Origin of the sequence: Nocardia canadensis (genome assembly GCF_032656385.1) — a bacterium.
GTDB classification, from domain to species: Bacteria; Actinomycetota; Actinomycetes; order Mycobacteriales; family Mycobacteriaceae; genus Nocardia; species Nocardia canadensis.
The window spans coordinates 1,909,336-1,934,415 of record NZ_JAVCWB010000010.1; the positions used below are offsets into that span (position 1 = coordinate 1,909,336).

26 protein-coding genes are annotated in these 25,080 nt (G+C 68.8%); 11 read left to right on the forward strand and 15 right to left on the reverse strand.

Translation table 11 applies throughout. From position 1 onward, the window contains the following. Positions 1–107: 107 nt before the first annotated feature. Genes Q7X29_RS31995 through uraD form a run of 4 tightly spaced genes read right to left on the reverse strand, consistent with a single transcriptional unit; the run spans position 108 to position 3,188 of the window. Positions 108–1,478 (reverse strand): 8-oxoguanine deaminase, encoded by a 1,371-nt coding sequence (locus tag Q7X29_RS31995; RefSeq protein WP_316576238.1) that lies wholly within the window; start codon positions 1,476–1,478, stop codon positions 108–110. Continuing rightward, entirely contained in the window at positions 1,466–2,371 is a 906-nt protein-coding gene (pucL, locus tag Q7X29_RS32000) for a factor-independent urate hydroxylase (RefSeq protein ID WP_316576239.1), read from the reverse strand. Before pucL ends, Q7X29_RS31995 begins: the two co-directional genes overlap by 13 nt. Positions 2,372–2,379: 8 nt before the next feature. Beyond that, entirely contained in the window at positions 2,380–2,697 is a 318-nt protein-coding gene (gene uraH / locus Q7X29_RS32005; protein ID WP_218722048.1) for a hydroxyisourate hydrolase, read from the reverse strand. Then, the gene (uraD, locus tag Q7X29_RS32010) at positions 2,694–3,188 is read right to left on the reverse strand and encodes a 2-oxo-4-hydroxy-4-carboxy-5-ureidoimidazoline decarboxylase (RefSeq protein WP_316576240.1); all 495 of its coding nucleotides are present in this window, start codon (positions 3,186–3,188) and stop codon (positions 2,694–2,696) included. Before uraD ends, uraH begins: the two co-directional genes overlap by 4 nt. 126 nt (positions 3,189–3,314) lie before the next feature. Between uraD and Q7X29_RS32015 the strand changes: the two genes are divergently transcribed. Continuing rightward, positions 3,315–3,911, forward strand: coding sequence for a nucleotidyltransferase family protein (locus Q7X29_RS32015; protein ID WP_316576241.1), 597 nt, complete (start codon positions 3,315–3,317; stop codon positions 3,909–3,911). A gap of 15 nt (positions 3,912–3,926) precedes the next feature. Further along, the gene (locus tag Q7X29_RS32020; RefSeq protein WP_218722051.1) at positions 3,927–4,943 is read left to right on the forward strand and encodes an XdhC family protein; all 1,017 of its coding nucleotides are present in this window, start codon (positions 3,927–3,929) and stop codon (positions 4,941–4,943) included. A gap of 2 nt (positions 4,944–4,945) precedes the next feature. Here the strand turns inward: Q7X29_RS32020 and Q7X29_RS32025 are convergent, their stop codons facing one another. The 4 genes from Q7X29_RS32025 to Q7X29_RS32040 form a co-directional block, all read right to left on the reverse strand. Beyond that, complete coding sequence (locus tag Q7X29_RS32025; protein ID WP_316576242.1) at positions 4,946–6,010, reverse strand: ABC transporter substrate-binding protein; 1,065 nt, start codon at positions 6,008–6,010, stop codon at positions 4,946–4,948. A gap of 68 nt (positions 6,011–6,078) precedes the next feature. After that, the gene (locus tag Q7X29_RS32030; protein ID WP_316576243.1) at positions 6,079–6,882 is read right to left on the reverse strand and encodes an ABC transporter permease; all 804 of its coding nucleotides are present in this window, start codon (positions 6,880–6,882) and stop codon (positions 6,079–6,081) included. Next, positions 6,879–7,709, reverse strand: a complete 831-nt coding sequence (locus Q7X29_RS32035) for an ABC transporter permease (RefSeq protein WP_218722057.1) — start codon at positions 7,707–7,709, stop codon at positions 6,879–6,881. Before Q7X29_RS32035 ends, Q7X29_RS32030 begins: the two co-directional genes overlap by 4 nt. Then, a complete protein-coding gene (locus Q7X29_RS32040; protein ID WP_255588739.1) occupies positions 7,706–8,500 on the reverse strand; it encodes an ABC transporter ATP-binding protein in 795 nt (264 codons plus the stop codon). The genes Q7X29_RS32035 and Q7X29_RS32040 overlap by 4 nt, the downstream gene beginning before the upstream one ends. 245 nt (positions 8,501–8,745) lie before the next feature. Between Q7X29_RS32040 and Q7X29_RS32045 the strand changes: the two genes are divergently transcribed. Continuing rightward, positions 8,746–9,759: an alpha/beta hydrolase gene (locus Q7X29_RS32045; RefSeq protein WP_218722059.1), complete on the forward strand. Its 1,014-nt coding sequence runs from the start codon at positions 8,746–8,748 to the stop codon at positions 9,757–9,759. A 57-nt stretch (positions 9,760–9,816) separates the two neighbouring features. On the opposite strand, the gene Q7X29_RS32050 is transcribed toward Q7X29_RS32045, so the two are convergent. The 5 genes from Q7X29_RS32050 to Q7X29_RS32070 form a co-directional block, all read right to left on the reverse strand. Then, a complete protein-coding gene (locus Q7X29_RS32050) occupies positions 9,817–10,416 on the reverse strand; it encodes a TetR/AcrR family transcriptional regulator (protein ID WP_218722060.1) in 600 nt (199 codons plus the stop codon). 171 nt (positions 10,417–10,587) lie between these two features. Then, positions 10,588–10,944, reverse strand: a complete 357-nt coding sequence (locus Q7X29_RS32055; protein ID WP_255588740.1) for a DUF3349 domain-containing protein — start codon at positions 10,942–10,944, stop codon at positions 10,588–10,590. An 11-nt stretch (positions 10,945–10,955) separates the two neighbouring features. After that, entirely contained in the window at positions 10,956–11,237 is a 282-nt protein-coding gene (locus Q7X29_RS32060) for a hypothetical protein (RefSeq protein ID WP_218722062.1), read from the reverse strand. A gap of 12 nt (positions 11,238–11,249) precedes the next feature. After that, positions 11,250–12,434: an inorganic phosphate transporter gene (locus tag Q7X29_RS32065; RefSeq protein ID WP_218722063.1), complete on the reverse strand. Its 1,185-nt coding sequence runs from the start codon at positions 12,432–12,434 to the stop codon at positions 11,250–11,252. A gap of 63 nt (positions 12,435–12,497) precedes the next feature. Next, positions 12,498–14,018 (reverse strand): ATP-dependent DNA ligase, encoded by a 1,521-nt coding sequence (locus tag Q7X29_RS32070; protein WP_316576244.1) that lies wholly within the window; start codon positions 14,016–14,018, stop codon positions 12,498–12,500. Positions 14,019–14,112: 94 nt separating this feature from the next. Between Q7X29_RS32070 and ramB the strand changes: the two genes are divergently transcribed. Further along, positions 14,113–15,519, forward strand: coding sequence for an acetate metabolism transcriptional regulator RamB (gene ramB, locus Q7X29_RS32075; RefSeq protein WP_218722065.1), 1,407 nt, complete (start codon positions 14,113–14,115; stop codon positions 15,517–15,519). A 9-nt stretch (positions 15,520–15,528) separates the two neighbouring features. Here ramB and Q7X29_RS32080 read toward each other — a convergent pair whose 3' ends face one another. Beyond that, positions 15,529–17,358, reverse strand: a complete 1,830-nt coding sequence (locus Q7X29_RS32080; protein ID WP_316576245.1) for an acyl-CoA dehydrogenase — start codon at positions 17,356–17,358, stop codon at positions 15,529–15,531. Positions 17,359–17,699: 341 nt separating this feature from the next. Between Q7X29_RS32080 and urtA the strand changes: the two genes are divergently transcribed. The 6 genes from urtA to Q7X29_RS32110 all read left to right on the forward strand — a co-directional run bounded on the left by urtA (position 17,700) and on the right by Q7X29_RS32110 (position 23,345). After that, positions 17,700–18,950: an urea ABC transporter substrate-binding protein gene (urtA, locus tag Q7X29_RS32085; RefSeq protein WP_218722067.1), complete on the forward strand. Its 1,251-nt coding sequence runs from the start codon at positions 17,700–17,702 to the stop codon at positions 18,948–18,950. A gap of 160 nt (positions 18,951–19,110) precedes the next feature. Further along, positions 19,111–19,995 (forward strand): urea ABC transporter permease subunit UrtB, encoded by an 885-nt coding sequence (gene urtB, locus Q7X29_RS32090; RefSeq protein WP_316576246.1) that lies wholly within the window; start codon positions 19,111–19,113, stop codon positions 19,993–19,995. Further along, entirely contained in the window at positions 19,992–21,128 is a 1,137-nt protein-coding gene (urtC, locus tag Q7X29_RS32095) for an urea ABC transporter permease subunit UrtC (RefSeq protein ID WP_316576247.1), read from the forward strand. The genes urtB and urtC overlap by 4 nt, the downstream gene beginning before the upstream one ends. After that, positions 21,125–21,937, forward strand: a complete 813-nt coding sequence (urtD, locus tag Q7X29_RS32100; RefSeq protein ID WP_218722070.1) for an urea ABC transporter ATP-binding protein UrtD — start codon at positions 21,125–21,127, stop codon at positions 21,935–21,937. Before urtC ends, urtD begins: the two co-directional genes overlap by 4 nt. Next, entirely contained in the window at positions 21,930–22,622 is a 693-nt protein-coding gene (gene urtE / locus Q7X29_RS32105) for an urea ABC transporter ATP-binding subunit UrtE (RefSeq protein ID WP_189025293.1), read from the forward strand. The genes urtD and urtE overlap by 8 nt, the downstream gene beginning before the upstream one ends. 9 nt (positions 22,623–22,631) lie before the next feature. Further along, positions 22,632–23,345 (forward strand): GntR family transcriptional regulator, encoded by a 714-nt coding sequence (locus Q7X29_RS32110; RefSeq protein WP_316576248.1) that lies wholly within the window; start codon positions 22,632–22,634, stop codon positions 23,343–23,345. Between the two features lie 4 nt (positions 23,346–23,349). Here the strand turns inward: Q7X29_RS32110 and Q7X29_RS32115 are convergent, their stop codons facing one another. After that, positions 23,350–24,246: a nuclease-related domain-containing protein gene (locus Q7X29_RS32115; protein WP_316576249.1), complete on the reverse strand. Its 897-nt coding sequence runs from the start codon at positions 24,244–24,246 to the stop codon at positions 23,350–23,352. A gap of 201 nt (positions 24,247–24,447) precedes the next feature. On the opposite strand from Q7X29_RS32115, the gene Q7X29_RS32120 reads away from it, so the two are divergent. Beyond that, positions 24,448–25,011 (forward strand): carboxymuconolactone decarboxylase family protein, encoded by a 564-nt coding sequence (locus tag Q7X29_RS32120; protein ID WP_218722073.1) that lies wholly within the window; start codon positions 24,448–24,450, stop codon positions 25,009–25,011. Positions 25,012–25,080 lie beyond the last annotated feature (69 nt).

The following is a 25,080-nucleotide window of genomic DNA, read 5'->3' on the forward strand; positions in this document are numbered from 1 at the left end:
GAGTTGCCACGATGTTGCGCGACGCCCGCCGCAGATTGCGCGGCGGTTAACCCGGTGTACGCCCTCCAGTGTGCGCCGAAAGGGCAGCTCAGCGCACCTGGACGCGCTCACGCGCCGGCCAGCAGGGTGGCCTGGGCCTGGGCGACGTCGGCCCCGGCGGACGCCTCGTCCACGGTGGTGACGACCCCGTCGCGCACCACTTCGCGCCCGTCGACGAGCAACGCGGCCAGCGGCGGCGCCGACCCGAGCACCAGCGCCACGACCGGGTCCTCGATCCCCGCGTGCGCCGGAGTGTCGAGCCGCCACAGCGCCAGATCGGCCAGCTTGCCCGGCTCGATCGACCCGATCTCGGCGGCCCGGCCCAGCACCCGCGCCCCGCCCATCGTCGCCAGCTCCAGCGCGGCGCGCACGGTCATCGCGCGTGGCCCGCCGACGGCCCGCGCGTACAGCAGCGCGTTGCGCGGTTCCTCGATCATCGAACTCGACTCGTTGCTGGCCGCGCCGTCGACACCCAGCCCGACCGGCACCCCGGCGGCCACCAGATCCGCGGTCCGTGCGATGCCAGCGCCCAGCCTGCCGTTGGAGGTGGGGCAGTGCGCGACGCCGGTCCCGGTGCGCGCCATCGCGGCGATCGCCGGATCGTCGAGGTGCACGGCATGGGCGAACCAGACGTCGTCACCGAGCCAGCCCAGCTGTTCCATGTACTGCGCGGGGGTACACCCGAAGCTCGACCGGCAGAAGTCCTGCTCGTCGACGGTCTCGGCCAGGTGGGTGTGCAGCCGCACGCCCGCCGACCTGGCCAGCGCGGCCGATTCCCGCATCAGGTCCGCGGTCACCGAGAACGGCGAGCACGGCGCGAGCGCGATTCGCACCATCGCGTCGAAGGACGGATCGTGCCACTGCTCGATCGCCGCGCTGCTCGCGGCCAGGATGTCGTCGATCGACTCGACCACGTCGTCGGGCGGCAACCCGCCCTTGCTCTGCCCCAGATCCATCGACCCACGCGCCGGATGGAACCGCAGCCCGACCGCCGAGGCCGCCCCGATCTCGGCGGCCAGCAGATCGCCGCCTGAGCGCGGGAAGACGTAGTGATGGTCCGAGGACGTGGTGCAGCCGCTGCGCGCCAGCGAGATCAGCGCGCCGGTCGCCGCCACCCGCACCGACTTCTCGTCGATCCGCGCCCACACCGGATACAGCGTGGTCAGCCATTCGAACAGGGTGTTGTCGGCGGCCAGCCCACGGGTGATCCACTGATACAGGTGGTGGTGGGTGTTGACCAGCCCCGGCGTGAGCACGCAGCCGCGCCCGTCGATCCGCGCCACCGACGGCCCGAATTCCGGCGGCGTGCCCGCGCCGATCGCGTCGATCCGGTTGCCCCGCACCGTGACCCAGCCGTCGCGGTATTCGGTGCCGACCGCGTCGACGGTCACCACCGCGCAACCGGCGATCAGCAGATCGGGCGCGCTCACGGCTGCCATGCGATGCCCGCCTCCGGTGCGTCCGCGCGCTGCAAGGTCGCGTGGATGGAGCCGTACGGGCGGTCCGCCGCCCAGAAGACCTCACCGTTGTTCTCGATCCCGAATCGGGCGAGGTCGTAGTCGAAATGGTGCTTGTTCGGCGCCGACAACCGGATCTCGGCGAGCACCGGGAATCGTTGCAGCGCGGCGGTACCCATCGCGTGCAGGGTCTGCTGCAAGGCCTTGGAGTAGGTCGTCGCGAACAGCTCGAGCAGCGTGGCCCTGATGCCGTCGTACACCTCGTCCCAGTCGAATCCGCTGATCTCGGCGAAGCGCCACTGCACGATCAGCGAGGTGGCCAGCACCCGGTCGTGGGTGGGCGCCAGGGTCGTGTACTCGTCGGTGAGGAAGTCGGCGAACTCCGACCCGGTGGACTTGAGCACCACCAGGTCCTTGATCCCGCCGATCACCCAGGTGCGCTGATCAGCGCCGGTGCCCGCGACGGTCACCGCGGCGGTGCGCACCTCCGGACCCTGCCGCACCCAGGTGTGATCGTGCTCCTCGCCCCCGATCGAGACCCGCTGCCACGCATAGGAATCCACATCGATACGCGCGCTCGTCACCGGCTCCACGGTGTCGGTGAAATGCTTGGCCAGCGCGATCGCGTACTCCTCGACGGTGTCGAGTCCGGGTCGCTTCGCGAAGACGTAGGCCATGTTCTTCTGGGTGTCGGTGGGCAGGACGTGACGCTGGTCACCCTCGGTGTAGGCCGCCGCGAAATCACCACGGAGCGTGGTCGAGACGTTCACGTCACGGATCTCGTGGCGCGCGTTCTGCTTGTGGAAACGCACAACCCGGTTCTCGGCCTTGCCGTAGCGGTTGTCGGTCAGCTCGATCGGACCACTCAATGCCATCTGTTTGCTCAGCTCCCTCGGTAGGTGGAATAGGAGAACGGCGACAACAGCAGCGGCACATGCAGATGCGGCTGCTCACCCACCGTGAACGCGACGCAGACCTCGGGATAGAAGGTCTCGACTCCCTGCGCCGCGAAATAGCTACCGGTATCGAAGAACAGGCGGTAATCGCCCGGATTCAACCCGGCGGCAAGTTCTTTCACCCGGCCGTCGGCATCGGTCAGCGCCTCGGTGAGGCGCTGCTCGCCACGCGTCAGCCACACGGCGACGCCCGCCGCGGGCACACCGCGCACGGCGTCGAGCACGTGCGTGCTCAGCCCGGTCACGACGCCGCCACCAATCGGGCCAGGCGGAGCCGGTTGATCTTCCCCAGTTCGGTGCGCATGACCTGCCTCTCGGTCGACGGATCGTTGTCCAGCCGCGCCCGCAGGACGGCGAGCAACTCCTCGCCGCCGCGTCCCGCCGCGCAAACCAGATAGATATGGCCGAACTTGGCCTCGTAGTCGCGGTTGCCCGCGGCCAGCGCGGCCTTGACGTCGTCGCCGGCGACGCCTGCCTGCTCGCGGGCCGAGGCCGCCGAGGTCGGGCGATCCCCGATCCGCGGGTGACCGGCCAGCGCCGCGTCGATCTCGGCGTCGTCGAGCGCGGCCGAGGCGGCATCGGCTGCCGCCAGCAGCGCGTCCGTGCTGGGGTAGGGCCGCGCCGCGGCGATCGCCCGCGCCCAGCCCGGTGCGGAGCAACAGGCAAGCAATGCCGTCTCGGCGGCCGCGGCGGGGAGTTCGTTGAATCCCGCGAGGCCGATCGCTTCGCTCGTCATCGATCCAGCATCTCCCCATCCCTGGCCACGGGCCACCGATGTGCGGTCGGTCACGTCGGCGTGTCGTCGTCCTCGCGCTGCCCTGCCGTAATCGAGCGGCAACATTGCGCCATTACCTTCACCGCTATGCCCCCGATCGACCCTCCCGTGCCGTCGGCGTGCACGGGCGTCGTCCTCGCGGCGGGCGCGGGCACCCGCTACGGCAAACCCAAGGCACTCGCCGAGGACGGCGCCTGGCTACGCGCGGCGATCACCGCCCTGCGCGACGGCGGCTGCGATCCGGTGATCGTTCTGCTCGGCGCCACCGGCCCCGATCCGGCCGCCGTCGGGCTGCCGCCCGGCACCGAGTGGCGCTGGGTCGCGGACTGGGCTACCGGACTGTCGGCGACGGTGCGCGCCGGCTTGCGCGCGGCCACCGCGGCGGGCACCCGGTATGTGGCGTTCCTGCCCGTCGACACTCCCGATATCGGGGCCGATGTGGTCGCGCGGGTGCTCGCCGCGGCCCGGGCGAGCGAGAGCGGGCTGGCGCGCGCTGTGTTCTCCGACACACCCGGTCACCCCGCTGTGATCGAGAACAAGCACTGGGACGCCATTTCGGCAGCGGCCGTAGGCGATGTGGGAGCCGGTTCCTATTTGGGCACCAGTCAGGATATGGTGTGCGTCACGTGCGACGACTTGGCGACAGGGAACGATCGCGATTTCCCGGTAGTCGGCGCACGGTGATCGGAGTTTTGAGATATGCGCGATATCCTCGATGACCTTCTGCGAGTGTGGCATTCGGGCCGTACCGGCGGCCTCGCCACCGTGGTCCGTACCATCGGCACGAACGCGCTGCCGATCGGGTCGGGAATGCTCGTCACACCTAATGGCGGAGTCTTCGGATCCATTGCTTCCGGGCGCCTGGAGGAGACGGTCTACGAGGCGGCACTGGAAGCCGCGCAGACCGGGATCCGGCAACTCCGTCGCTACAGCCTGATCACCGGAATGGAATCGGGATCCGACGACGGCGAACTCGTCGACATCTTCATCGAGCCGTTCTCCTGCCGCGATTTCCCGGAATTCCCCGCTATCGCCGCCGATATCCAGGCCCATCGCCGGGTCACCGTGTTCACCGTGGTGTGGAACCAGGATCCCGATGTCATCGGTCAGCATCTGGTCACCGACCGCAAGCACGCCACCGAGCTCGTCGCGCTGCCCGAGTCCGACCTGTTCGTCGCCTCCTACTGCCCGCCGCCGCGCCTGATCATCTTCGGCGCCAACGCCTATGCCGCCACCCTGGCCGCGCAGGCCCGGATGATCGGCTACCGGGTCAGCATCTGCGATTCGCGTCCCGAGTTCGCCGACCCGGCCTCGTTCCCCGGGGCCGAGGTCGTCGTGGACTGGCCGCACCGCTACCTCAACACCCTCTCCGCCGCGGGCGAGATCGACAGCAGCACCGGCATCGTGGTGCTGGCCAACGAGCCGCGCTTCGAGATCCCACTGCTCACCGTCGCCTTACGACTACCCGAGCTGGGCTATCTCGCCGCGCTCGGCACCCCCGCCGACCAGGCCCGTCGCCTCGACGACCTGCGCGCGGGCGGCTTCGACGAGCCCACCCTGGCCCGCCTGCACGTGCCCGCCGGCCTCGAATCGGGCCCGCGCACCCCGGCCGAGACCGCCGTCTTCGTCACCGCCGACTTCCTCGCCTCCCGCGCGGGCCTGCGCCTGGCCGCCCGCCGCGACTTCGGATCGGCGACGGTCGGCCTGGCGATCTAGGACTACTTCAACCCGGGGTTCTCGGCGTAGACCTCGCGCAGGATCGACAGGTCGAACAGTTGCTCGGCCTTGATGTCGATCTTCGCGGTGCGCAGCGCGGCGATGTTCTGCTCGATCAGCGCGTCGGTCATCGACAGCAGGCCGTCGGTCTTGGTCGAGGCCGAGACGACCAAGTCGTTCTGCGCGATGGCCTCCTTGGTCTGCTCGCCGAGCTCGAGCTTCTGGTCCTTGCCGTAGACCTCGACGGCCAGCCGGGCCGACTCGGCGGGATCGGCGACGGCGTCCTTCCAGCCCTTGATCTCCGCGATCAGGAACGCCTTGAGCTTGTCGCGCTCGGAGTCGATCGTGTTCTGGGTGACCGTCAGCGTCTCCGCGACCAGCGGCAGGCCGAAATCGGCGAACAGGAAGTGGCTGTTGGCGAAGCCCTTGGCGGCCAGGGTGATCGGCTCGTTGGTCACGTAGCTGACCCAGCCGTCGACCTCGCCGTTGGCCAGCGGTGTCGGGTCGAACTGCGCGGGCACCACCGTCACCTCGCCCGGCTTGATCCCGTTGGCGGCCAGCAGGGCGCTGAAGATCAGCTGGTTGGTGTCCTGCACGCCGATCTTGCGGCCCTTCATGTCCGCGGGCGAGGTGATGGGTTTGCCCGCCGAGCTGACGATCGCGAACGGATTCTTCTGATAGGTCGCGCCGACGATCTTGGCGGGTAGTCCTTCCAGGATCGCGGGCGCGGTGGTCTGCGGCGCGGACAGCCCGATCCACACCTTCCCGGTATCGAGCCCGGCTTCCACCGAGGTACTCGCCGCACCACCCGCGATGAGGTCTACCGCACCGAATCCCGCATCCTTGAAATATCCCTTCGAATCGGCGAAATACTCGCCCGCGAATTCGATGTTCTTCAGCCACGACAACTGCACCGCGACCTTGCCGTATTTCGAACCGTCATCGGTCGAGCCGTTCGAGGAACTGCCCGAACTGCCACCGCACGCGGCGAGCAGACCCGCCCCACCGAGCGCGGCGCCGGTCAGCGCGGAATAGCGGAGAAAGGAACGACGGTCGATACTGTTCATGCGCCGAATGTAGTTTCGCCGCGTTTCGTACTCTTTGCGTCCGCGTTCCGCCGCTATTCCCTCCCGGATCAGGCCTTTCCGGCGCTCGGCCCGAATCGCGCGAGCACCAGATTCTCGATCACCCCGACGATCGCGTAGAGCAGGACCGACACCACGGTCACCACCACGATCGAGGCCCACAGCCGGTTGTACTGGAACATCGGAATGGCGCGCACCAGACTGGCGCCCAATCCCGTTCCGCTGCCGAGCCATTCACCCAGCAGCGCACCGATCAGCGCGCCCGGCACCGAGACCCGCGCCGCGGCGAACACCGAGGGCAGCGCGGCGGGCACCGCGACCATCCGCAGCCGGGTCCACCGCGTGCCGCCGTAGGCGGTCACCAATTCCATGGCCTGCCTGGGCGCTTCGCGCAGTCCGGTCATGATCATCACCAGGGCCGGGAAGAACACCACGATCGCGGTCAGCACCGCCACCCCCGCGGTGCCGCGACCGAACACCAGCACCACGATCGGGCTCAACGCCACCAGCGGCACCGACCGCAGCAGCATCGCCACCGGCATGAACGTCTGCTGCACCGCCGAGAACAGCACGAACAGCGCGGCCACCACCAGCGCGCCGAGCATCCCGACGGTGAAGCCGATCGTGGCGTCGCGCAGGGTGATCGCGAGGTCGTCGAGAATCGCCTGCCGGGCGGTCGCGGCGCCCGGCGCGGTCACCAGGTAGCGCCAGATGTCCGAGGGCGTCTTGCCGACCCTGGGCCCGATCTGCGGGAACGCCCGCAAGAACAGCGACCAGATGACCAGCAGCAGGATCAGCGAGGTCGCCAGCGGCAGCAGGAACCGGCCGATCCGGCGCAGCACGGTGGTCGTCATCGCCGCTCCTCGGTCGTCGCCGTCCACGGGGTGATCAGTCGCGCTGCCACGGCCACCAGCAGGTAGCCCAGCCCGGCCAGCGCGGCGGCGGCCAGCGCCATCCCCCACGTGCGCGGCACGTTGTAGGCGGTCTGCGCGGCCGTCAGCGCGACCCCGATCCCGCTGTCGACCCCGCCCAGGTACTCGCCGATGATCGCGCCGAGCACCGCCGACGGCGCGGCGATCTTCAAGGCGGCGAACGTATTCGGCAGCGCCGCGATCGCCCGCACCCGGTACAGCTGCTGCCAGCGGCCGCCACCGTAGGCGCGCACCAGGTCCAGGCTCGCCGGATCGGCCGAGCGCAGGCCGGTGACCGCGCCGACCATGGTGGTGAAGAAGCAGTACATGGCGGCCAGGAACACCGTCGGGGTGCGCCCGCCGAAGACCACGAGGATGATCGGGCCGAGGGCGACCAGCGGCGTGCAGTAACTCAGGATGGCCAGCTGGGTAGCCAGCGGCTCGATGCGCGGAATCAGCATGATCAGCGCGGCGAGCCCGATCGCGAGCGCGTTGCCCCACAGGAAGCCCTGGAGCGCGCCCGCCGCGGTCACCCGGAAATTCGGGCCGTACAGACCCCAACCGTCCGCCCACATGGTCGACAGCACCCGCCACGGCGTCGGCACCGTGCCACCGGCCACGCCCGCGGCCGCCAGCACCCACCACAGCGCGATCAGCGCGGCCACGCCCAGCGCACCCGCCAGCCGGTGGCCACCGATTCCCCGCCCCCGCCGCGCGGGGACCGCGCTCACCGGTGGCCGCTCGCCCGTGGCCGCGAGTGCCGTGCTCATGCCACACCACCGCGGCCGAACAGCAGCTCGGAAAGGTAATCGCAGAGCTTGTGGAATTCCGGCGTCCGCATCATTTCGGGCGTGCGCGGGCGCGGCAGATCGATGTCGACGAGTTCCAGTACCCGGCCGGGGCGCGGGCTCATCACCGCGACCACATCGGAAAGGAATACCGCCTCGCCGATGCCGTGGGTGACCATCAGCGTCGTGGCGGGCTTCTCGGTCCAGATCCGCAGCAGCTCCAGGTTCAGCCGCTGCCGGGTCATATCGTCGAGGGCGCCGAACGGTTCGTCGAGCAACAGCACCGACGGCTGCACCACCAGTGCCCGCGCGATCGAAACCCGTTGGCGCATACCGCCGGACAGTTGTGCCGGCTTGGCCTTCTCGAAGCCCTCCAGGCCGACCAGCGCGATCAGCTCGGCGATCCGCTCCGGTTCGGCGGGTAACCCGGCGACCTGCAACGGCAGCCGGATGTTCGACTCCACGCTGCGCCAGGGCAGCAGCGCCGAATCCTGGAAGGCGATCCCGAGCTGATGACCGCCGCGCAAGCGCTCCGGCGTCAGCCCGTTGATGGTGGCGGTGCCCGCGGTGGGTTCGTCCAAACCGGCCAGAATTCGCAAAACGGTCGATTTACCGCAACCCGACGGGCCGAGCAGGGAGAGGAATGCGCCGTTCGACGTCCGCAGATCGACCGAGTCGAGCGCGCGCACGGTGTCGCGACCCACCCGGAACGACTTGCTCAACCCGCTGATCTCGATCCCGGCCGACGCGCCGCCGGGGATTTCCTTACCCATAGCCGTCACCATAAGAGCGGCTGGTTGCGGCGGTATTTCCGATTCGCGGGCAGTATTGCGCGGTCGTTAACCGTGCTCGAGGTCACTGCCAATTGTGAACCAGTAACGATTCTGTCCCGCCGGAGGACATAGAGTGTCGGAGGATCTGACAGCCCCGCAGCCGTCGAGCGCGCATCGTTCGGCCAAGGGGGGAAGCACTGCGATGACGGCGCCGACACGGCCCGTGGACTGGAACCGACTGTTCGATGAAGCTCTCTGCTGTACGTACCGTGGCCGCACTGCGCACCACCGCCGTGGCTCTGACCGCCGCGCTGTCGGTGGCCGTGATCGCAGGCGGCGCCGCATCGGCCGAACCCGAGAAGCCCTCGGCCGTGTCGTCGATCGTCAAGGACGGGCGCACCTGGCACCTGAAGGTGTACTCGGCGGCGATGAAGAAGGACATCACCGTCGACGTGCAGCGCCCGGTCGACGAGTCCAAGCCCGCCCCCAACCTCTACCTGCTCAACGGCCTCGACGCCGGTGAGGGCACCGCCAGCTGGGCCGCGCAGACCAACGCGCTCGGCTTCCTGGCCGACAAGCAGGTCAATGTCATCCAGCCGATCGGCGGCCGCGGCAGCTACTACGCCGACTGGCAGAAGGAAGACGCGCGCCTGGGCCTGAACAAGTGGAACACCTTCTTCACCCAGGAGCTGCCCCCGCTGCTCGACAGCACCCTCAACTCGACCGGCCTCAACTCGCTGGCCGGCCTGTCCACCTCCGGCACCTCGGTGCTCCAGCTGGCCGAGGCCAAGCCGGGCCTGTTCAAGTCCGTCGCCGCCTACTCCGGCTGCGCGCAGATCGCCGACCCCATGGGCAGGCAGTTCGTCAAGTTCTCCGTGGAGACCTGGGCGGGCGGTGACACCGAGAACATGTACGGCGCCGACAACGACCCGGCCTGGGTCGCCAACGACCCGGTCCTCAACGCCGAGAAGCTGCGCGGCACCAACCTCTACATCTCCAGCGGCAGCGGCCTGCCGGTGATGGAGGACGTGCGGTACTACACCGAGGGCAACGGCCCGATGGGCGTGGTCAACCTCGGCCTCGGCGTCGCGATCGAAGCCGCGACCAACGCGTGCACGCAGAACCTGAAGACCAAGCTGGACTCGCTGAACATCCCGGCGACCTACATGTTCAACCCGGTCGGCACCCACTACTGGCCGTACTGGGAGCAGGCGCTGCACGAGTCGTGGCCGATGCTCGCCCAGGGCATGGGTATCTGATTCTCCGCACACCCGAAAAGGGAGGCGTCCGATCGGACGCCTCCCTTTTTCGTGCGTTCAGGTCGGCAGCGCCGAGGTACGGACCGACAGCCCGGACCGGATGAAATAGGCGATCTCGTCGCAGATCTCGTCGACCGAGATCGCGTCACCGGGAACGGTCGCGTGCACCATCTCCTGGGCCAGGGAATTCACCGCGCCGATCAACGCCAGCGTGAACAGGTGCACGCTGCGCGATTCCGCTTCACCGCGCGCGGCGGCGCGCTGGGCTTCCCTGGTGAGCAGGCCGGAGACCGATCGCCGCTGCGCGCGTCGCCACTCCTCCACCGCCGGGCTCACACCGACCACCTCGACGTAGAACACCCTGGCCGCGCGGCGATCCCGGCAGGTCACGGCGAGAAAGGCGCGGAAGCTCTCCACTACCCGCACCACCAGCGGCTGCTCGCTGGTGCGGGCCAGCGCTTCGTCGACACGGTGCAGCGCGGCGGTGTTGAGCCGGTCGACCAGCGCGATCAGCAGCGCCTCGCGACTGCCGATGTCCTCGTAGAAACTGCGGGTCGACACATTCGCGGTCGCGCACAGACGTTCGATCGAGGTCGACGAATAACCCTGGGTGCCGAATAGTTCCAGTGCGGCATCGGTCAACCGGTTACGCCGCATGGCCACTCGCTGCTGGCGCGACAATCCACCGTAACTACGACCACTATCGGTTTCATCCACACGCCGAACCACCCGTGCATGCTAGCGCGCACCCGCCGGGCATCCGGGCGAATCGGAAATCGGTGCTGCCACGAATTCCCCTGGCCCAGCGTAATTGTCGCGCGGGTAACGTCAGTTCTGTTCGGGCGCCGGTTCACCTTCGTCGAGCGGCTCGGCCAATGGCCAGCCACCCGCGGCCAGATGCGAGGCCACCCGTGAGACGTCGTCGGGGGCCGGTTGCTGCTTGGCGAAATCGGCGATGGCCGCTTCGATCTCCGCCTCGCTGATCGATTCCCGATTCGGGTTGGCTTCGATCAGTTTCTCCCCGATGACCACCACCTCGTAGTCGGTGAGGTGCCGGTGCAGGACCGCGAACAGCGCGACATAGTCCGATTGCGGGATGCCCTGTGGATACCCGGCGCGCAGCCAGCCGAGCACGCGGGAGAGCAGGTTGCCCCGAACGGCGGGAGTGGGAATCGGATCTGTCATCGCGTCCTCGCTCATGCTTGACCGAACAGATGGATGCCGAACTGATGGGCGATGAACGCCTTGGCGGTGAACAGGATTCCGGTGATCACCACCATGACGATGACGACCACACAGATCAGCGCACCGGCCAGCGCCGGGTAGTTCCGGCGGACGCGACCCTCGGCGTCGACCGTCTCCGCCTGGGCCCACCACCGCACCGCGAAGGCGAAGACCGCGGGCACCCCGGCGCCGAAGACCAGCGCGGCCAGCACCACTTCCCACAGTGAACTCAGATTCGTGATCACGGTATGCACGTTCGCTCCCTTCTACCCGGCGTGGTTCTGTTCGACCGACGACGGCGTCGCCGCGGGCGGCACACCCTCGGGCCACTCGTTCACATTGTGGGTGCCGACCGGGTCACGCCGCGACCGGAGGTAGATGCCGAGCGCGCCGGCGATCAGGATCGCGAACACCACCAGGACGCCGGCCAGGCCACCGATGAGGTGCGCGATGGCCCAGCAGATCGCGCCGACGATGCCTGCCATCGGCAGCGTCAGCAGCCAGGCCACGGCCATCCGGCCCATCACCCGCCACCGCACCTCGGCGCGCTTGCCGATGCCGGTGCCCAGGATCGCGCCGGTCGCGGTCTGGGTGGTCGACAGCGGCAGCCCGAAGTGCGCGGAGGTGAGGATGATCGCCGCCGAGGTGGACTCGGCGGACAGACCCTGCGGCGACTCGATCTCGACCAGACCCTTGCCCAGGGTCCGGATGATCCGCCAGCCGCCGAGATAGGTGCCCAGCGCGATGGCCACCGCACACGCCGCCATCACCCACAGCGGCATGTGGTCGTCCTTGTCGAGCGTGCCGTAGGCCACCAGCGCCAGGAAGATGATGCCCATCGTCTTCTGCGCGTCGTTGGTGCCGTGGGCCAGCGAGACCAGCGACGCGGACCCGATCTGGCCCCAGCGGAAGCCCTCGTTCGCCTTGTCCTCGTCGACGCCGTGCGTGATCCGGTACACCAGGAAGGTGGCGATGGCACCGACCATCGCGGCGATCACCGGGGCCAGGATCGCGGGCAGCACGATCTTGATCAGCACGCCCTCCGAGCCCGACGCCCAGATCACGCCGTTCCAGCCCAGCGCGGCGATCGTCGAGCCGATCAGGCCGCCGAACAGCGCGTGCGAGGAACTCGACGGCAGTCCGAGCAGCCAGGTCAGCAGGTTCCACAGGATGCCGCCGACCAGCCCGGCGAAGACGATGACGAGGAGGTCCTGACCGCCCACGTCGTTCAGTTGAACGATGCCCTTGGCCACAGTCGCCGCCACCGATACCGACAGAAAGGCGCCGATCAGATTCAGCACGCCGGAGAGCGCCACCGCCACGCGCGGCTTGAGCGCGCCGGTGGCGATCGAGGTCGCCATGGCGTTGGCCGTGTCGTGGAATCCGTTGGTGAAGTCGAATGCGAGAGCTGTGACGATGACGATCAACAGGACCATTAGTTCGGCGCTCACCCGAACAGTGTGTCGTATGCCGATACCGGATTGCCAAACTGTTGCAGGTAAGTCTCGAACAGGTCAGCTCGCGACGCTCAGCGCGCGCACCGCGTCGATGGTGTCGGCCTGCTCCGGCTCCTTGTCCGGCCGGTAGCGCAGCACCCTGGCGAAGCGCAGCGCGACACCGCCCGGATACCTGGTGCTGGTCTGGACGCCGTCGAGCGCGATCTCGACGACCAGCCGCGGGCGCAGGAACACGGCGTGACCGTCGGTGTGGGTCTGGTGACGCGGGAACTCCGCGGTCTGCCAGCGCAGCAGCTCGTCGGTGAGGCCCTTGAACGTCTTGCCGACCATCACCGGCTCGCCCGTCTCCGGGTCGCGCGCGGCCAGATGCAGGTTCGACAGGAATCCCGTGCGCCTGCCGTAGCCCCACTCCGCGCCGATCACCAGCAGGTCGAGGGTGTGCGCCGGTTTGATCTTCTGCCACGCCTTGCCGCGCCGGCCCGCCGCGTACGGCGCGTCCAGGGCCTTGACCATCACGCCCTCGTTGCCGACGGCCAGCGCGTCGTCGTAGTACTCGGCGGCGGCCTCGGCGTCGGGGGCGATCACCGCCGGGATCATGTGCGCGCCCGCCACCCGGGCCAGCGCCGCGCGGCGGACCCGCAACGGTTCGTCGATCAGGTCGACGCCGTCCAGGTGCAGGCAGTCGAAGAAATACGGGTGCAGCAGCAGTTCCCTGGCGTCCTCGCCGACGGTCGCGAACCGGCTCATCGTCTCCTGGAACGGGCGCGGCCTGCCCGCGTCGGTCAGTGCGAGGGTCTCCCCGTCCAGCACCACGCCGGCGCAGTCGAGACCGCCGACCAGCTCGACCAGCTCGGGCACGCTCGCGGTGATGTCGCGCAGCGTGCGGGTGAAGACCCACACGCGCTCGCCGTCGCGGTGCACCTGGATCCGGGCGCCGTCGAGCTTGTGTTCGACGCTCACCTGCGGGCCGAGTTCGGCCAGCGCCTCGTCCAGCGAGCCGCCCGGCGACGCGAGCATCGGCGCGACCGGCCTGCCGACCTCGAGCCGGAACGCGCTCAACGCGGCCGCGCCGCCGGTGAGCGCGGCGACGGCCGTCGCGGGCAGCTGACCGGAGAGCATGTGCGCGCGCCGCACGACCTCGACCGGGATACCGGTAGCCTGCGCCAGCGCCTCGACGACGACCGCGGTGAGCGCGCCCTGGCGCAGTTCTCCGGTGAGCAGCCGGATCAGGAAGGACTGTTCGTCCTCGGTCGCGGCGGTGAACAGCGCCGTCAGCAGTTCGCGTCTGCGCAGCGTCGACCCGGTGCCGCTGAGCCCGGTGAGCGCGGTGAAGACGCCGTCCACTTCGTGGACGGTCAGGCGCGGCTCTGCGTTCGGCGGGGTTTCCAGACCGGCCACGGTGCGCCACCCCGCGCCGATCCGGCCCTGCACCAGCTCACCGGACAACCAGGCGACAACGGTCCCGATCTCTTCCTGGCTCGCGGCGGCGAAGAGCTCGGCCAGCGCGGCGATCTTCGCCTTGCGCGACCGGGTCGCTCGCACGGCCGCCGAGGCCGCGACGACATCGCTGAACAGCACTCGACGACCGTAGCGCGACGGTGTGACACATCGCTCAGCCCACGCTGTTAAGAATCCATTGGCAAGGTTGCGAAACCGCCCATAAACTGGACATATGGCCAAGACCTATGTCGGTGCGCGGCTGCGCCAGCTGCGCACCGAGCGCGGGCTGAGCCAGGTCGCACTGGCCCAGAAGCTGGAGATCTCGGCCAGCTATCTCAACCAGATCGAGCACGACGTGCGGCCGTTGACGGTGCCCGTGCTCAAGCGGATCAACGAGGTCTTCGGCGTCGACCCGGCCTTCTTCTCCGCCCACGACGACACCCGGCTCATCGCCGAGTTGCAGGAAGTCGTGATGGACGCCGAACTCGGCATCGAGGCCGACACCCAAGAGATCGCCGACATGGTCTCGGCGCATCCGAGCATGGCGCGAGCCCTGGTCGCCATGCACAACCGATACCGCAACACCAGCGCGCAGCTGGCCGCCGCGACCGAGGACCGCTTCTCCGACGGTTCCGGCAGCGCCGCGATCAGCAAGCCGCACGAGGAAGTGCGCGACTACTTCTATCAGCGCCAGAACTACATCGACGAGCTCGACACCGCGGCCGAGGACCTCACCGCGCGCATCCGGTTCCACGGCGGTGAGGTGAGCACCGAGATCGTCCGGCTGCTGCGCTCGCACGGGGTGCGGATCGTCGAGCGGATCGACCTGGGCGAGGGCGTGCTGCACCATTTCGATCCCGAGACCAAGCAGCTCGAGATCTCCCCGCACCTGTCCGGCGGACAGCGCACCTTCAAGCTGGCCGCCGAACTGGCCTATCTCGAATGCGGGCCGCTGCTCGACAAGCTGGTCGAGGAGGGCAATTTCGCCTCCGAGGCGTCGCACAAGCTGGCCATGCTCGGCCTGGCGAACTACTTCGCGGCGGCGACGGTGTTGCCCTACACCCACTTCCACGAGGTGGCCGAGGACTTCCGCTACGACATCGAGCGGCTGTCGGCCTTCTTCTCCCAGAGTTACGAGACCATCTGCCACCGGCTCTCGACCCTGCAACGACCGAGCCTGCGCGGCGTACCGTTCTCCTTCGTCCGCGTCGACCGCGCGGGCAACATGTCGAAACGCCAGTCCGCCACCGGTTTCCACTTCTCCGCCAGTGGCGGCACCTGCCCGCTGTGGAACGTCTACGAGACCTTCGCCTACCCCGGCAAGATCATGACCCAGATCGCGCAGATGCCCGACGGCCGCAAATACCTCTGGGTCGCCCGCACCGTCGAACGCCGCGCCACCCGCTACGGCCAGCCCAGCAAGACCTTCGCCATCGGCCTGGGCTGCGAACTGCGCCACGCCGGCCGGGTGGTCTACGCCGACGGCATCGACCTCGGCGAAGCCACGGCCACCCCCATCGGCGCGGGCTGCCGGGTCTGCGTCCGCTCCAACTGCCCCCAACGCGCCTTCCCCCCGCTCGGCAAGGCCCTCGACATCAGCGAACACCGCAGCTCGGTCTCGCCCTACCTGATCAAGTAGGGCGAGTCCTCAGAAGGCGTCCTCCGGGATGGACATGATGTCGTTGTCGATGGCGGCGAGGATGTTCTTGGTGGCCGCGAGTTCGGGCAGAACGTTCTTGGCGAAGAAGCAGGCCGCGGCCACCTTGCCCTGGTAGAACGGGCGGTCCTTGGGGGCGGCGTCGGCGGCCAGGGCCGCGGCGGCGATGTCGGCCTGGACCAGCAGACGCCAGGCGATGAGCAGGTCGCCGACCGCCATCAGGAAGCGCACCGAGCCGAGGCCGACCTTGTAGAGCTCGGTGGGGTCGGTCTGGCCCGCCATGGCGTAGCCGGTGAGGGTGGCGGCCATGGCGCCGACATCGGCCTGGGCGGTGCGCAGCAGCGCGCGTTCGGTGGCGAAGCGGCCGGTATCGCTGTCCAGGTAGGCGGTGATCTGCCCGTTGAGGTGCGCCAGCGCGACGCCGCGATCGCGAATGATCTTGCGGAAGAAGAAGTCCTGCGCCTGGATGGCGGTGGTGCCCTCGTAGAGCGAGTCGATCTTGGCGTCGCGGATGTACTGCTCGATCGGGTAGTCCTGCAGATAGCCGGAGCCGCCGAAGGTCTGCAGCGATTCGGTGAGCAACTGGTAGGCCCGCTCCGAGCCGACGCCCTTCACGATCGGCAGCAACAGGTCGTCCACCCGGTGCGCCAGCTCCGCGTCGGCGCCGGAGACGAGCTGTGCCACGTCCTCGTTCTGATGCGCGGCGGTATACAGATACACCGCGCGCAGTCCCTCCGCGTAGGCCTTCTGCATGGCCAGCGACCGACGCACATCGGGGTGATGGGTGATGGTGACGCGCGGCGCCGCCTTGTCCGACATCTGCGTCAGATCCGCGCCCTGCACCCGCGTCTTGGCGTACTCCAGCGCGTTCAGATACCCCGTCGACAGCGTCCCGGACGACTTCACGCCCACCGTCATCCGCGCGTTCTCGATCACCTTGAACATCTGCGCGATGCCGTTGTGCACGTCGCCGACCAGCCAGCCCTTGGCGGGCACCGCGGTGCCGCCGAAGGTGACCTCACAGGTCGGCGAGGACTTGAGCCCCATCTTGTGCTCGACCCCGGTCACGTACACCCCGTTGCGGTCGCCGAGCTCGAGCGTCTCGGGATCGAAGAGGAACTTCGGCACGTAGAACAGCGACAACCCCTTGGTGCCGGGACCGGCGCCCGCCGGCCGGGCGAGCACCAGGTGGAAGACGTTCTCCGCCACCTCGCCCACGTCACCACCGGAGATGAACCGCTTCACGCCCTCGATGTGCCAGGATCCGTCCGGCTGCGGCACGGCCTTGGTGCGGCCCGCGCCGACATCGGACCCCGCGTCGGGCTCGGTGAGCACCATGGTGCCCTGCCATCCGCGCTCGAATCCGCCACGCGCCCAGCGTTTCTGCTCGTCGGTACCGATCTCGTAGAGCACCGAGCCCATCAGCGGGCCCATGTTGAAGAAGCTGGCCGCCGGGTTGGCGCAGATGACGAGCTCGTTGATCGCCCACATCAGCACGTTCGGGGCGGCGGTGCCGTCCATGCCCTCCGGCATGCCGAGGCGGAACCAGCCCGCCTCGTGCACCGCGTCGACCGTCTTGCGTAACGGTTCGGGCACGGAGATGTCGAAGGTGTCGGGATGGAAGACCACGGGGTGCCGGTCGGCCTCGGCGAACGAGTCCGCGATCGGCCCCTCGGCCAGGCGCCTGACCTCGTCGAGGATCTGCCGCACCGTCTCGGAGTCCAGGTCGCCGTAGGCGCCGGTATCCAGGAGCTTGTCGAGGTTGAGCACCTCGAACAGATTGAACTCGATGTCACGCACGTTCGCCTTGTAGTGCCCCACTGGGCTCCTCCTCGACTGACCACACCCGGCCCGAGCGCCGCGTGTTCCGGCTGTTCGACGTCGTACGAATTCGAAGCGTGCCGCACCGTGGCGTCCCTACGCAACCGTAGGCGCGCAGCCCCCCGCACCAGGCGCCGAGCATTTGTTCACACGGATGAAACAGACGAAACGGACACGTGACCGAGAGATATTCCGGTGCAACAAGTTCCCTCTACTGTTCCGCTCACGAATACAGCCGCTGTATACAACTCGGTGTACATCCAGTCACCGGGGCAGACCGCGGCGGTGTTCGTTGTGGCGCGCATGGCGCCGCCGTAACACCTGATGAGGAGAACCGCCCCATGTCTGAATCCCGTTTGGTCAAGGCACTCACGGTGCCTGCCGCGGTGGCCATCGCAGGCCTGTTGCTCACCGGTTGCGGTGCCCGCGACGACGCGTCGTCCGGCACGACCGCAGCATCCTGCGTCGACACCACCAAGGACACCATCAAGGTGGGCTCGCTGCACTCGCTGTCGGGCACCATGGCCATTTCCGAAGTCACCGTGGCCAATTCGACCAAGCTGGCGATCGATCAGATCAACGCCGCGGGCGGTGTGCTGGGCAAGAAGATCGAGATCGTCCTCGAAGACGGCGCCTCCGACCCGAAGACCTTCGCCGAGAAGGCGGAGAAGCTGATCAGCTCCGACTGTGTCGCCGCGGTGTTCGGCGGCTGGACCTCCTCGAGCCGCAAGGCCATGAAGCCCAAGTTCGAGAGCCTGAACTCGCTGCTGTACTACCCCGTGCAGTACGAGGGCCTGGAAGACAGCAAGAACATCTTCTACACCGGCGCCACCACCAACCAGCAGATCATCCCCGCGCTGGACTACCTCAAGCAGAAGGGCATCAAGTCCCTCTACCTGGTCGGCTCGGACTACGTCTTCCCGCAGACCGCCAACCGCGAGATCAAGGCCTACGCCGCGGCCAACGGCATCGAGATCAAGGGCGAGGACTACACCCCGCTCGGCTCGACCGACTTCTCCACCATCGTCAACAAGGTCCGCAACGCCAAGGCGGGCGCGGTCTTCAACACCCTCAACGGCGACTCCAACGTCGCGTTCTTCCGCGAGTACACCAACGCGGGCCTGAAAGCCGCTGAGATGCCGGTGGTCTCGGTGTCGATCGCCGAGGAGGAGGTCGCCGGCATCGGCGCGCAGAACATCGCGGGCCAGCTGACCGCCTGGAACTACTACCAGACTGTCGACTCCCCGGTGAACAAGAAGTTCGTCGCCGACTACAAGGCCGCCTTCGGCGCCGACAAGCCCACCTCGGACCCGATGGAAGCCGCCTACGCCTCGGTCTTCCTGTGGAAGAACACCGTCGAGAAGGCCAAGTCCTTCGCCGTGGCCGACGTGCAGGCCGCCGCTGACGGCGTCAGCTTCGAAGCCCCCGAGGGCACCGTCACCATCGACGGCTCCAACCACCACATCACCAAGACCGCCCGCATCGGCGAGATCCGGCCGGACGGCCTGATCTACACGGTGTGGGACTCGGGCAAGGCGATCACCCCGGACCCGTACCTGAAGTCCTACGACTGGGCCAAGGGCTTGAAGTAGCTGTCGCGTGGCCGCGACGTGTTCGCGGCCCCCAAGGCTCACCACCGACCGGCCGATACCCGCGCCGAGGCGCAGCGTCTCGGCCGGTCGGCGGCGAGCCGGCCGCGAACGGGCCTCCTCGAGGTCGGCCGCTCGTGGTCACCGATCGCAGGGAACTCACATGGATGTACTCATCGGCCAACTCTTCACCGGGTTGAGCCTCGGTTCAATTCTTCTGCTCGCCGCCCTCGGCCTAGCGCTGACCTTCGGTCAGATGGGCGTCATCAACATGGCCCACGGCGAATTCATCATGGCCGGCTGCTACACCACCTACGTTGTGCAGCAAGTCTTCTCGTCGGCGGGCGTCTCACTGGTCGTCTCGTTGTTCATGGGCTTCCTGATCGGCGGCATGCTCGGCGCCGCCCTGGAAATGGGCCTGATCCGCTACATGTACGACCGCCCGCTGGACACGCTGCTGGTCACCTTCGGTGTCGGCCTGGTGTTGCAGCAGGCCGCGCGTGACATCTTCGGCGCGCCCGCCAAGAACGTGCTGGTGCCCGAATGGCTCAGCGGCGGCATCACCATCGCGGGCGCGGTGGTGCCCAAGACCCGCATCTTCATCCTGGTGCTGGCGATCGTCGCGGTGACCGCGCTGGCCGCGGTCCTCAAGACCACCCCGATGGGCCGTCGTATCCGCGCCGTCGTGCAGAACCGCGGCCTGGCCGAAACCTCCGGCATCTCTTCGCGGTTCACCGATATCAGCACGTTCTTCATCGGTTCCGGCCTGGCCGGCGTGGCCGGTGTGGCCTTGACCCTGATCGGCTCGACCAGCCCCACCATCGGCCAGAGCTATCTGATCGACGCGTTCCTGGTGGTCGTGATCGGCGGCCTCGGCCAGATCAAGGGCACGGTCATCGCGGCGTTCGCGCTCGGCCTGCTCAACTCCTTCATCGAATACTCGACCACCGCGTCCATCGCGAAGGTCATCGTGTTCGTGCTGATCGTCATCTTCCTGCAGGTTCGCCCGCAGGGTCTGTTCACCGTGCGGACAAGGAGTCTGGCATGACCGCACTCACGGAACGTCTTCGCGCCTACCCCCGGCTGACCCCGCTCGCCGGGTTCGCGATCGCCGCCTTCCTCTTGTTCGCGGTGGCCCCGGCGGTGCTGAGCGACTTCCGCCTGAACCTGCTCGCCAAGTTCCTCTGCTTCGCCATCGTGGCGGCGGGGATCGGGCTGGCGTGGGGCCGCGGCGGCATGCTCACCCTGGGCCAGGGCGTGTTCTTCGGCATCGGCGCCTACATCATGGCCATGCACATGCAACTCGCCGACGCCGCCCGCCTCGGCAACGACGTCCCGGAGTTCATGGAGATCTCCGGCATCAGCGAACTGCCCGGGTTCTGGCAGCCCTTCGCCTCGGCGCCGATGGCGATTCTCGCCATCCTGGTGCTACCCGCGCTGGTGGCCGCCGTGCTCGGCTACGGCGTGTTCAAGCGCCGGGTGCGGGGCGCGTACTTCGCCATCCTGAGCCAGGCGCTGGCCGCGGCGCTGGCCATCCTGCTCACCGGGCAGCAGGCCATCGGCGGCTTCACCGGCCTGTCGGACTTCCGGTCCTTCTTCGGGTTCCGGCTCTCCGACCCGGCCAACCGCCAGATGCTGTTCTTCATCGCCGCGGGCACGCTGCTGCTGGTCGTCGCGCTGATCCGGCAGCTCAACCGCAGCCGCTACGGCGAACTGCTGGTCGCGGTGCGCGACGCGGAGGAGCGGGTGCGCTTCCTCGGCTACGACCCGGCCAACATCAAGATCGTCGCCTACGTGGTGGCGGCGTTCCTGGCCGGCATCGCCGGTGCGCTGTTCACCCCGATCGTCGGCATCATCTCCCCCGCCGACATCGGTGTCGTCCCGTCCATCGCGTTCCTCATCGGCGTCGCGATCGGCGGCCGCACCACCCTGCTCGGCCCGGTTCTCGGCGCGATCGGCGTCGCCTGGGCGCAGACCTCGCTGTCGGAGTCGTTCCCCTCGGGCTGGACCTACCTGCAGGGCGTGCTGTTCATCGTGGTCGTCGGCTTCATCCCCGCCGGGCTGGCCGGGCTGTGGCCGCTGTTCAAGGGCTGGTGGCACAGCCGCACCCCCGAACCGGCCCCGGCGACGCCCGCCGCACCCGCACCCGTCGTCACCGAGGAGAAGGTGGAAGCGCGATGACCACACACGAGCCCAAAGCGGGCGGCAACGCGGGCATGGACAGCGACTACCTCGAAATCCGCGGTCTCTCGGTGAGTTTCGACGGGTTCAAGGCGGTCACCGACGTCGATCTGACGGTGCTCCAGGGCGACCTGCGGTTCCTGATCGGCCCCAACGGCGCGGGCAAGACCACGCTCATCGATGCCATCACCGGCCTGGTGCCGGCCACCGGCTCGGCCCAGAAATCCGGCACCGAGCTGCTCGGCAAGAAGGTGCACCAGATCGCCCGCCTCGGCGTCGGCCGCACCTTCCAGACCGCGAGCGTGTTCGAGCAGCTCAGCGTGCTGCAGAACCTGGACATCGCGGCGGGGGCGGGCCGCTCGGCGCTGTCGCTGTTGCGGGCGCGCAAGTCGGTGCTGCCGAGCATCGAAGAGGCCTTGGAGACAACGGGTCTGACCGCGCTGCGGGACAAGCCCGCCGGGGTGCTGGCGCACGGACAGAAGCAGTGGCTCGAGATCGGCATGCTGCTGGTGCAGAACGCCTCGGTACTGCTGCTCGACGAACCGGTCGCGGGCATGAGCGCCGAGGAACGCGAGGAGACCGGAAACCTGTTGCGCCGCATCGGCGGTGACCGCGTGGTCGTCGTCGTCGAGCACGACATGGACTTCATGCGCTCCTTCGCCACCTCGGTCACCGTCCTCGCGGGCGGCAAGGTGCTCAGCGAGGGCAGCGTCGAAGAGGTGCAGGCCGACCCGAAGGTGCAGGAGGTCTATCTCGGCACCGCGGCACTGGCCGGGGACGCGACGAACAAGGAGTCCGCCGATGCTTGAACTACACGACATCCACTCCGGCTACGGGCGCACCGAGGTCATCCACGGTGTCAGCCTGACCGTGCCCGACGACAGCGTGGTCGCCATCATGGGCCACAACGGCGCGGGCAAGACCACGCTGCTGCGCACCGCGGTCGGCCTGCTGCCGACCAAGTCGGGCACGATCACCTTCGACGGCGACAAGATCACCAAGCTGTCCCCGTCGCAGCGGGTCAAGCGCGGTATCGCCTACGTGCCGCAGGGGCAGCAGAGTTTCCCCCAGCTGACCACCGCCGAGAACCTGCAGGTCGTGGCGGACGGGCGCAAACGCGGCAAGGCGCTGATCGAGGAATCACTCGAGCTGTTCCCCGCGCTGCGTGAGCTGCTGACCCGCAAGGCCGGCCTGCTCTCGGGCGGTCAGCGGCAGCAGCTGGCCATCGCGCGCGCGCTGATCACCGAACCCAAGCTGCTCATCCTCGACGAGCCGACCGAGGGCATCCAGCCCTCGGTGGTGGCCGAGATCGAGCGCACCATCATCGATCTCACCCAGCGCGGCGGACTCAGCGTGCTGCTGGTGGAGCAGCACATCGGCTTCGCGCTGCAAGCCGCTCAGCACTACTACGTGCTGCACTCGGGGCATCTGGGGTCCTCGGGCGAGGGCGGTGCCGGTGCCGAATCCGCGGTCCGCGCGGCGATGGCGATCTGACCGAAGGCCATGAACCGCAGGGGGCGGGTGTCCCTGGCCGAGCGCGTCTACCTGGCGCTGCGTGACGACCTGGCCACCGGGACCCTCCCGCCGACCGAACGACTGCGCGCCGAACGGCTGGCCCAGCGCTACGGCGTCTCGCGCACTCCGGTGCGCGAGGCGCTGGCCCGGCTCCAGGCCGACGGCTTGGTCCAGCGCCACCCGGACGGGCTCTACCTCTATCGCCCGCGCCTGGCCGAGCTCGACGAGCTCTACGAACTACGAATAGTGCTGGAAGCCCGGGGTTTCCAGCGCATCGATGCCGCGGACTCGGTCCAGCCGCACAGCCCCGCCGCCCACGATCTGCCCGCCGTGCGCGCCGAACTGGAGCGCTGGCGCGAATACCGGGACACGCCACCGGAACCCGGGCCGGAGCTGGTGGCCGCCGACGAGCGGTTCCACACCGAGCTGCTGCGGGCGGCGGGCAATTCGGCCCTCGCCGAGGCGCTCACCGCGGTCTACGTGCGGGTGCGCCCGGTGCGCACCATGGACGTGCCGACCGCCGAGCGGGTCGCGGCGATGACAGCCGAGCACATCACCATCGCCGAGCAGGTGCTGGCCGGGGCGGGCGACCAGGCGCTGCACACCCTCACCGCGCACATCGATTCCTCCCGCGCGCACGTCCGGGTGCGGGCCGCGCAGGCGATCGCCTTCACCAAACTCGGTCGTGCCGTGCGAGATTGAGGGCTCAGCAGCCTTCCTGGAACGGCCAGCACTGGACCGGACGCTGACTGGCCGGGGTCGAGGCGGGCGCCCTGGTCGTGCTCTGCGAGATCTCGGAGCTGGGACGCGGGTGCGGCGAGTCCCGCAGCAGGGCCTGCCCGACCACCAGGAACACCACGAAGACACCGAGCACGGCCGCGACGAACAGGATCAGCCCGACCAGCTTCCCGCGCTCGGACGGCTCGGCGGGCGGCGGCGCCTGGATCGGTTCGGTGAACTTGCGCGGCTGCGGCGGGCGCGGCGCCGGCGCGGGGCGGCTGCCCTCGAAGCCGTCGGCGGCCAGGTCGGCGCGCGCGGGCGTCAGGTCACCGGCGCCCAGCGCGGTGCAGGTGGCGAGTACCCGGTCGATCGTCCATTCGCGGGGCCCGGCGGAGAAGCCCTCGAGGTACACGCGCAGCTCGTGCGCGTCGACGGTATTGGCGACCAGCACGTCCAGCCCGGACCGCAGCGCGGTGCGGGCGGGCCGCACCACCACGCCCCGATAGGGCACCATCACCACCGCGCCGCTGACGTGCCTGCTGTCCTGCAGCGCCTGCTCCAGCGCCACCCGCACGGCGTGTATCCCGTGCTCGAGCCGGTCGGTGAGCCCGGTCGAGGGCTCGGCGTCCAGGTCGAGCGGGCTGTCGCTGATCGTCCACTCGCCCGCGGCCGAGACCGCGAGCAGGCCGCTCTGACGTCGCCGGAAGCCCTTCACCTCGATGACCGTGATCCCCCGCGGCGTCACGATCACCGCGCCCAGCCTGCGATCACCGACCCGGCAATCCACCAGCGCGAGCCCCGTGCTCGGATAGGCGCGCAGGCAATCGACGAACTCCCGCTCGGCGCCGGTGAGCTCCGCATCCGGCCTGATCCGAACCAGCATTCCGATGTTCCCCTACCAGTGCTGCGACCTCACACCGCCGCTGCGCGCTGCGGTACCCACCGATCATGACGCGCAACTGTTGCGAAAACCACTGGAAACCAAAGAAAACCGGCACGACTCCCGCAGTCGCCTTCGCGATCCCATACCGGCGAGTACGCTGCGAACCGGCCGGGCGAGCACGAGCAGACAGGTGGAGAAGTGATGGATCCAGCGCCCCTACCACGGGTTTCCCCGGGACGGTTCGCCGAGCTCGGACCGATCAACTGGGTTGTCTGGCAAGTGCTTTCCCGGGCGTCGGGCACCGATGACGCGCATCTGTTCAGCACCCTCGGGCGCACCGGCGGGCTGTTCCGCGGCTGGCTGCACTTTTCCGGCAAGCTCATGCCGGGCGGGCGGCTGCCACGCGCCGAGGCCGAACTGGTCATCCTGCGGGTCGCGCACCTGCGCGCGTGCGACTACGAGACCGACCATCATCGCCGCCTCGGCCGCAAGGCCGGACTCTCGGCGGTGGAGATCGACCGCGTCGCCGCCGGGCCCGAGGCCGAGGGCTGGACGCCACGGCAGCGGGCGCTGCTCACCGTCGTCGACCAGCTGGTGACCAGCCGCGACGTCGACGATGCCGCGTGGGCCGAGCTCGCCGCACACTACGACGAGCGCCGGCTCATCGAGATCGTGCTGCTGATCAACCAGTACGAGGGCCTGGCCGCCACCATCACCACGCTGCGGATCGACCGCGACACTCTCCCGCCTCTCCGCGACTTCTAGCCGGACCGAGGCTCGGAGCTGGGTCAGGTCGGCGGCGGGCGGTGGTCACCGGCACGGTCAGCCCGTGCC

What these genes read in the sequence shown, in the direction of transcription:
- Q7X29_RS31995 (WP_316576238.1), bottom strand. Translation starts at nt 1,478, where the DNA reads ATGGCAGCCGTGAGCGCGCCCGATCTGCTGATCGCCGGTTGCGCGGTG.
- pucL (WP_316576239.1), bottom strand. Translation starts at nt 2,371, where the DNA reads ATGGCATTGAGTGGTCCGATCGAGCTGACCGACAACCGCTACGGCAAG.
- uraD (WP_316576240.1), bottom strand. Translation starts at nt 3,188, where the DNA reads ATGACGAGCGAAGCGATCGGCCTCGCGGGATTCAACGAACTCCCCGCC.
- Q7X29_RS32015 (WP_316576241.1), top strand. Translation starts at nt 3,315, where the DNA reads ATGCCCCCGATCGACCCTCCCGTGCCGTCGGCGTGCACGGGCGTCGTC.
- Q7X29_RS32020 (WP_218722051.1), top strand. Translation starts at nt 3,927, where the DNA reads ATGCGCGATATCCTCGATGACCTTCTGCGAGTGTGGCATTCGGGCCGT.
- Q7X29_RS32025 (WP_316576242.1), bottom strand. Translation starts at nt 6,010, where the DNA reads ATGAACAGTATCGACCGTCGTTCCTTTCTCCGCTATTCCGCGCTGACC.
- Q7X29_RS32030 (WP_316576243.1), bottom strand. Translation starts at nt 6,882, where the DNA reads ATGACGACCACCGTGCTGCGCCGGATCGGCCGGTTCCTGCTGCCGCTG.
- Q7X29_RS32035 (WP_218722057.1), bottom strand. Translation starts at nt 7,709, where the DNA reads ATGAGCACGGCACTCGCGGCCACGGGCGAGCGGCCACCGGTGAGCGCG.
- Q7X29_RS32040 (WP_255588739.1), bottom strand. Translation starts at nt 8,500, where the DNA reads ATGGGTAAGGAAATCCCCGGCGGCGCGTCGGCCGGGATCGAGATCAGC.
- Q7X29_RS32045 (WP_218722059.1), top strand. Translation starts at nt 8,746, where the DNA reads ATGAAGCTCTCTGCTGTACGTACCGTGGCCGCACTGCGCACCACCGCC.
- Q7X29_RS32050 (WP_218722060.1), bottom strand. Translation starts at nt 10,416, where the DNA reads ATGCGGCGTAACCGGTTGACCGATGCCGCACTGGAACTATTCGGCACC.
- Q7X29_RS32055 (WP_255588740.1), bottom strand. Translation starts at nt 10,944, where the DNA reads ATGACAGATCCGATTCCCACTCCCGCCGTTCGGGGCAACCTGCTCTCC.
- ramB (WP_218722065.1), top strand. Translation starts at nt 14,113, where the DNA reads ATGGCCAAGACCTATGTCGGTGCGCGGCTGCGCCAGCTGCGCACCGAG.
- urtA (WP_218722067.1), top strand. Translation starts at nt 17,700, where the DNA reads ATGTCTGAATCCCGTTTGGTCAAGGCACTCACGGTGCCTGCCGCGGTG.
- urtB (WP_316576246.1), top strand. Translation starts at nt 19,111, where the DNA reads ATGGATGTACTCATCGGCCAACTCTTCACCGGGTTGAGCCTCGGTTCA.
- urtC (WP_316576247.1), top strand. Translation starts at nt 19,992, where the DNA reads ATGACCGCACTCACGGAACGTCTTCGCGCCTACCCCCGGCTGACCCCG.
- urtD (WP_218722070.1), top strand. Translation starts at nt 21,125, where the DNA reads ATGACCACACACGAGCCCAAAGCGGGCGGCAACGCGGGCATGGACAGC.
- urtE (WP_189025293.1), top strand. Translation starts at nt 21,930, where the DNA reads ATGCTTGAACTACACGACATCCACTCCGGCTACGGGCGCACCGAGGTC.
- Q7X29_RS32110 (WP_316576248.1), top strand. Translation starts at nt 22,632, where the DNA reads ATGAACCGCAGGGGGCGGGTGTCCCTGGCCGAGCGCGTCTACCTGGCG.
- Q7X29_RS32115 (WP_316576249.1), bottom strand. Translation starts at nt 24,246, where the DNA reads ATGCTGGTTCGGATCAGGCCGGATGCGGAGCTCACCGGCGCCGAGCGG.
- Q7X29_RS32120 (WP_218722073.1), top strand. Translation starts at nt 24,448, where the DNA reads ATGGATCCAGCGCCCCTACCACGGGTTTCCCCGGGACGGTTCGCCGAG.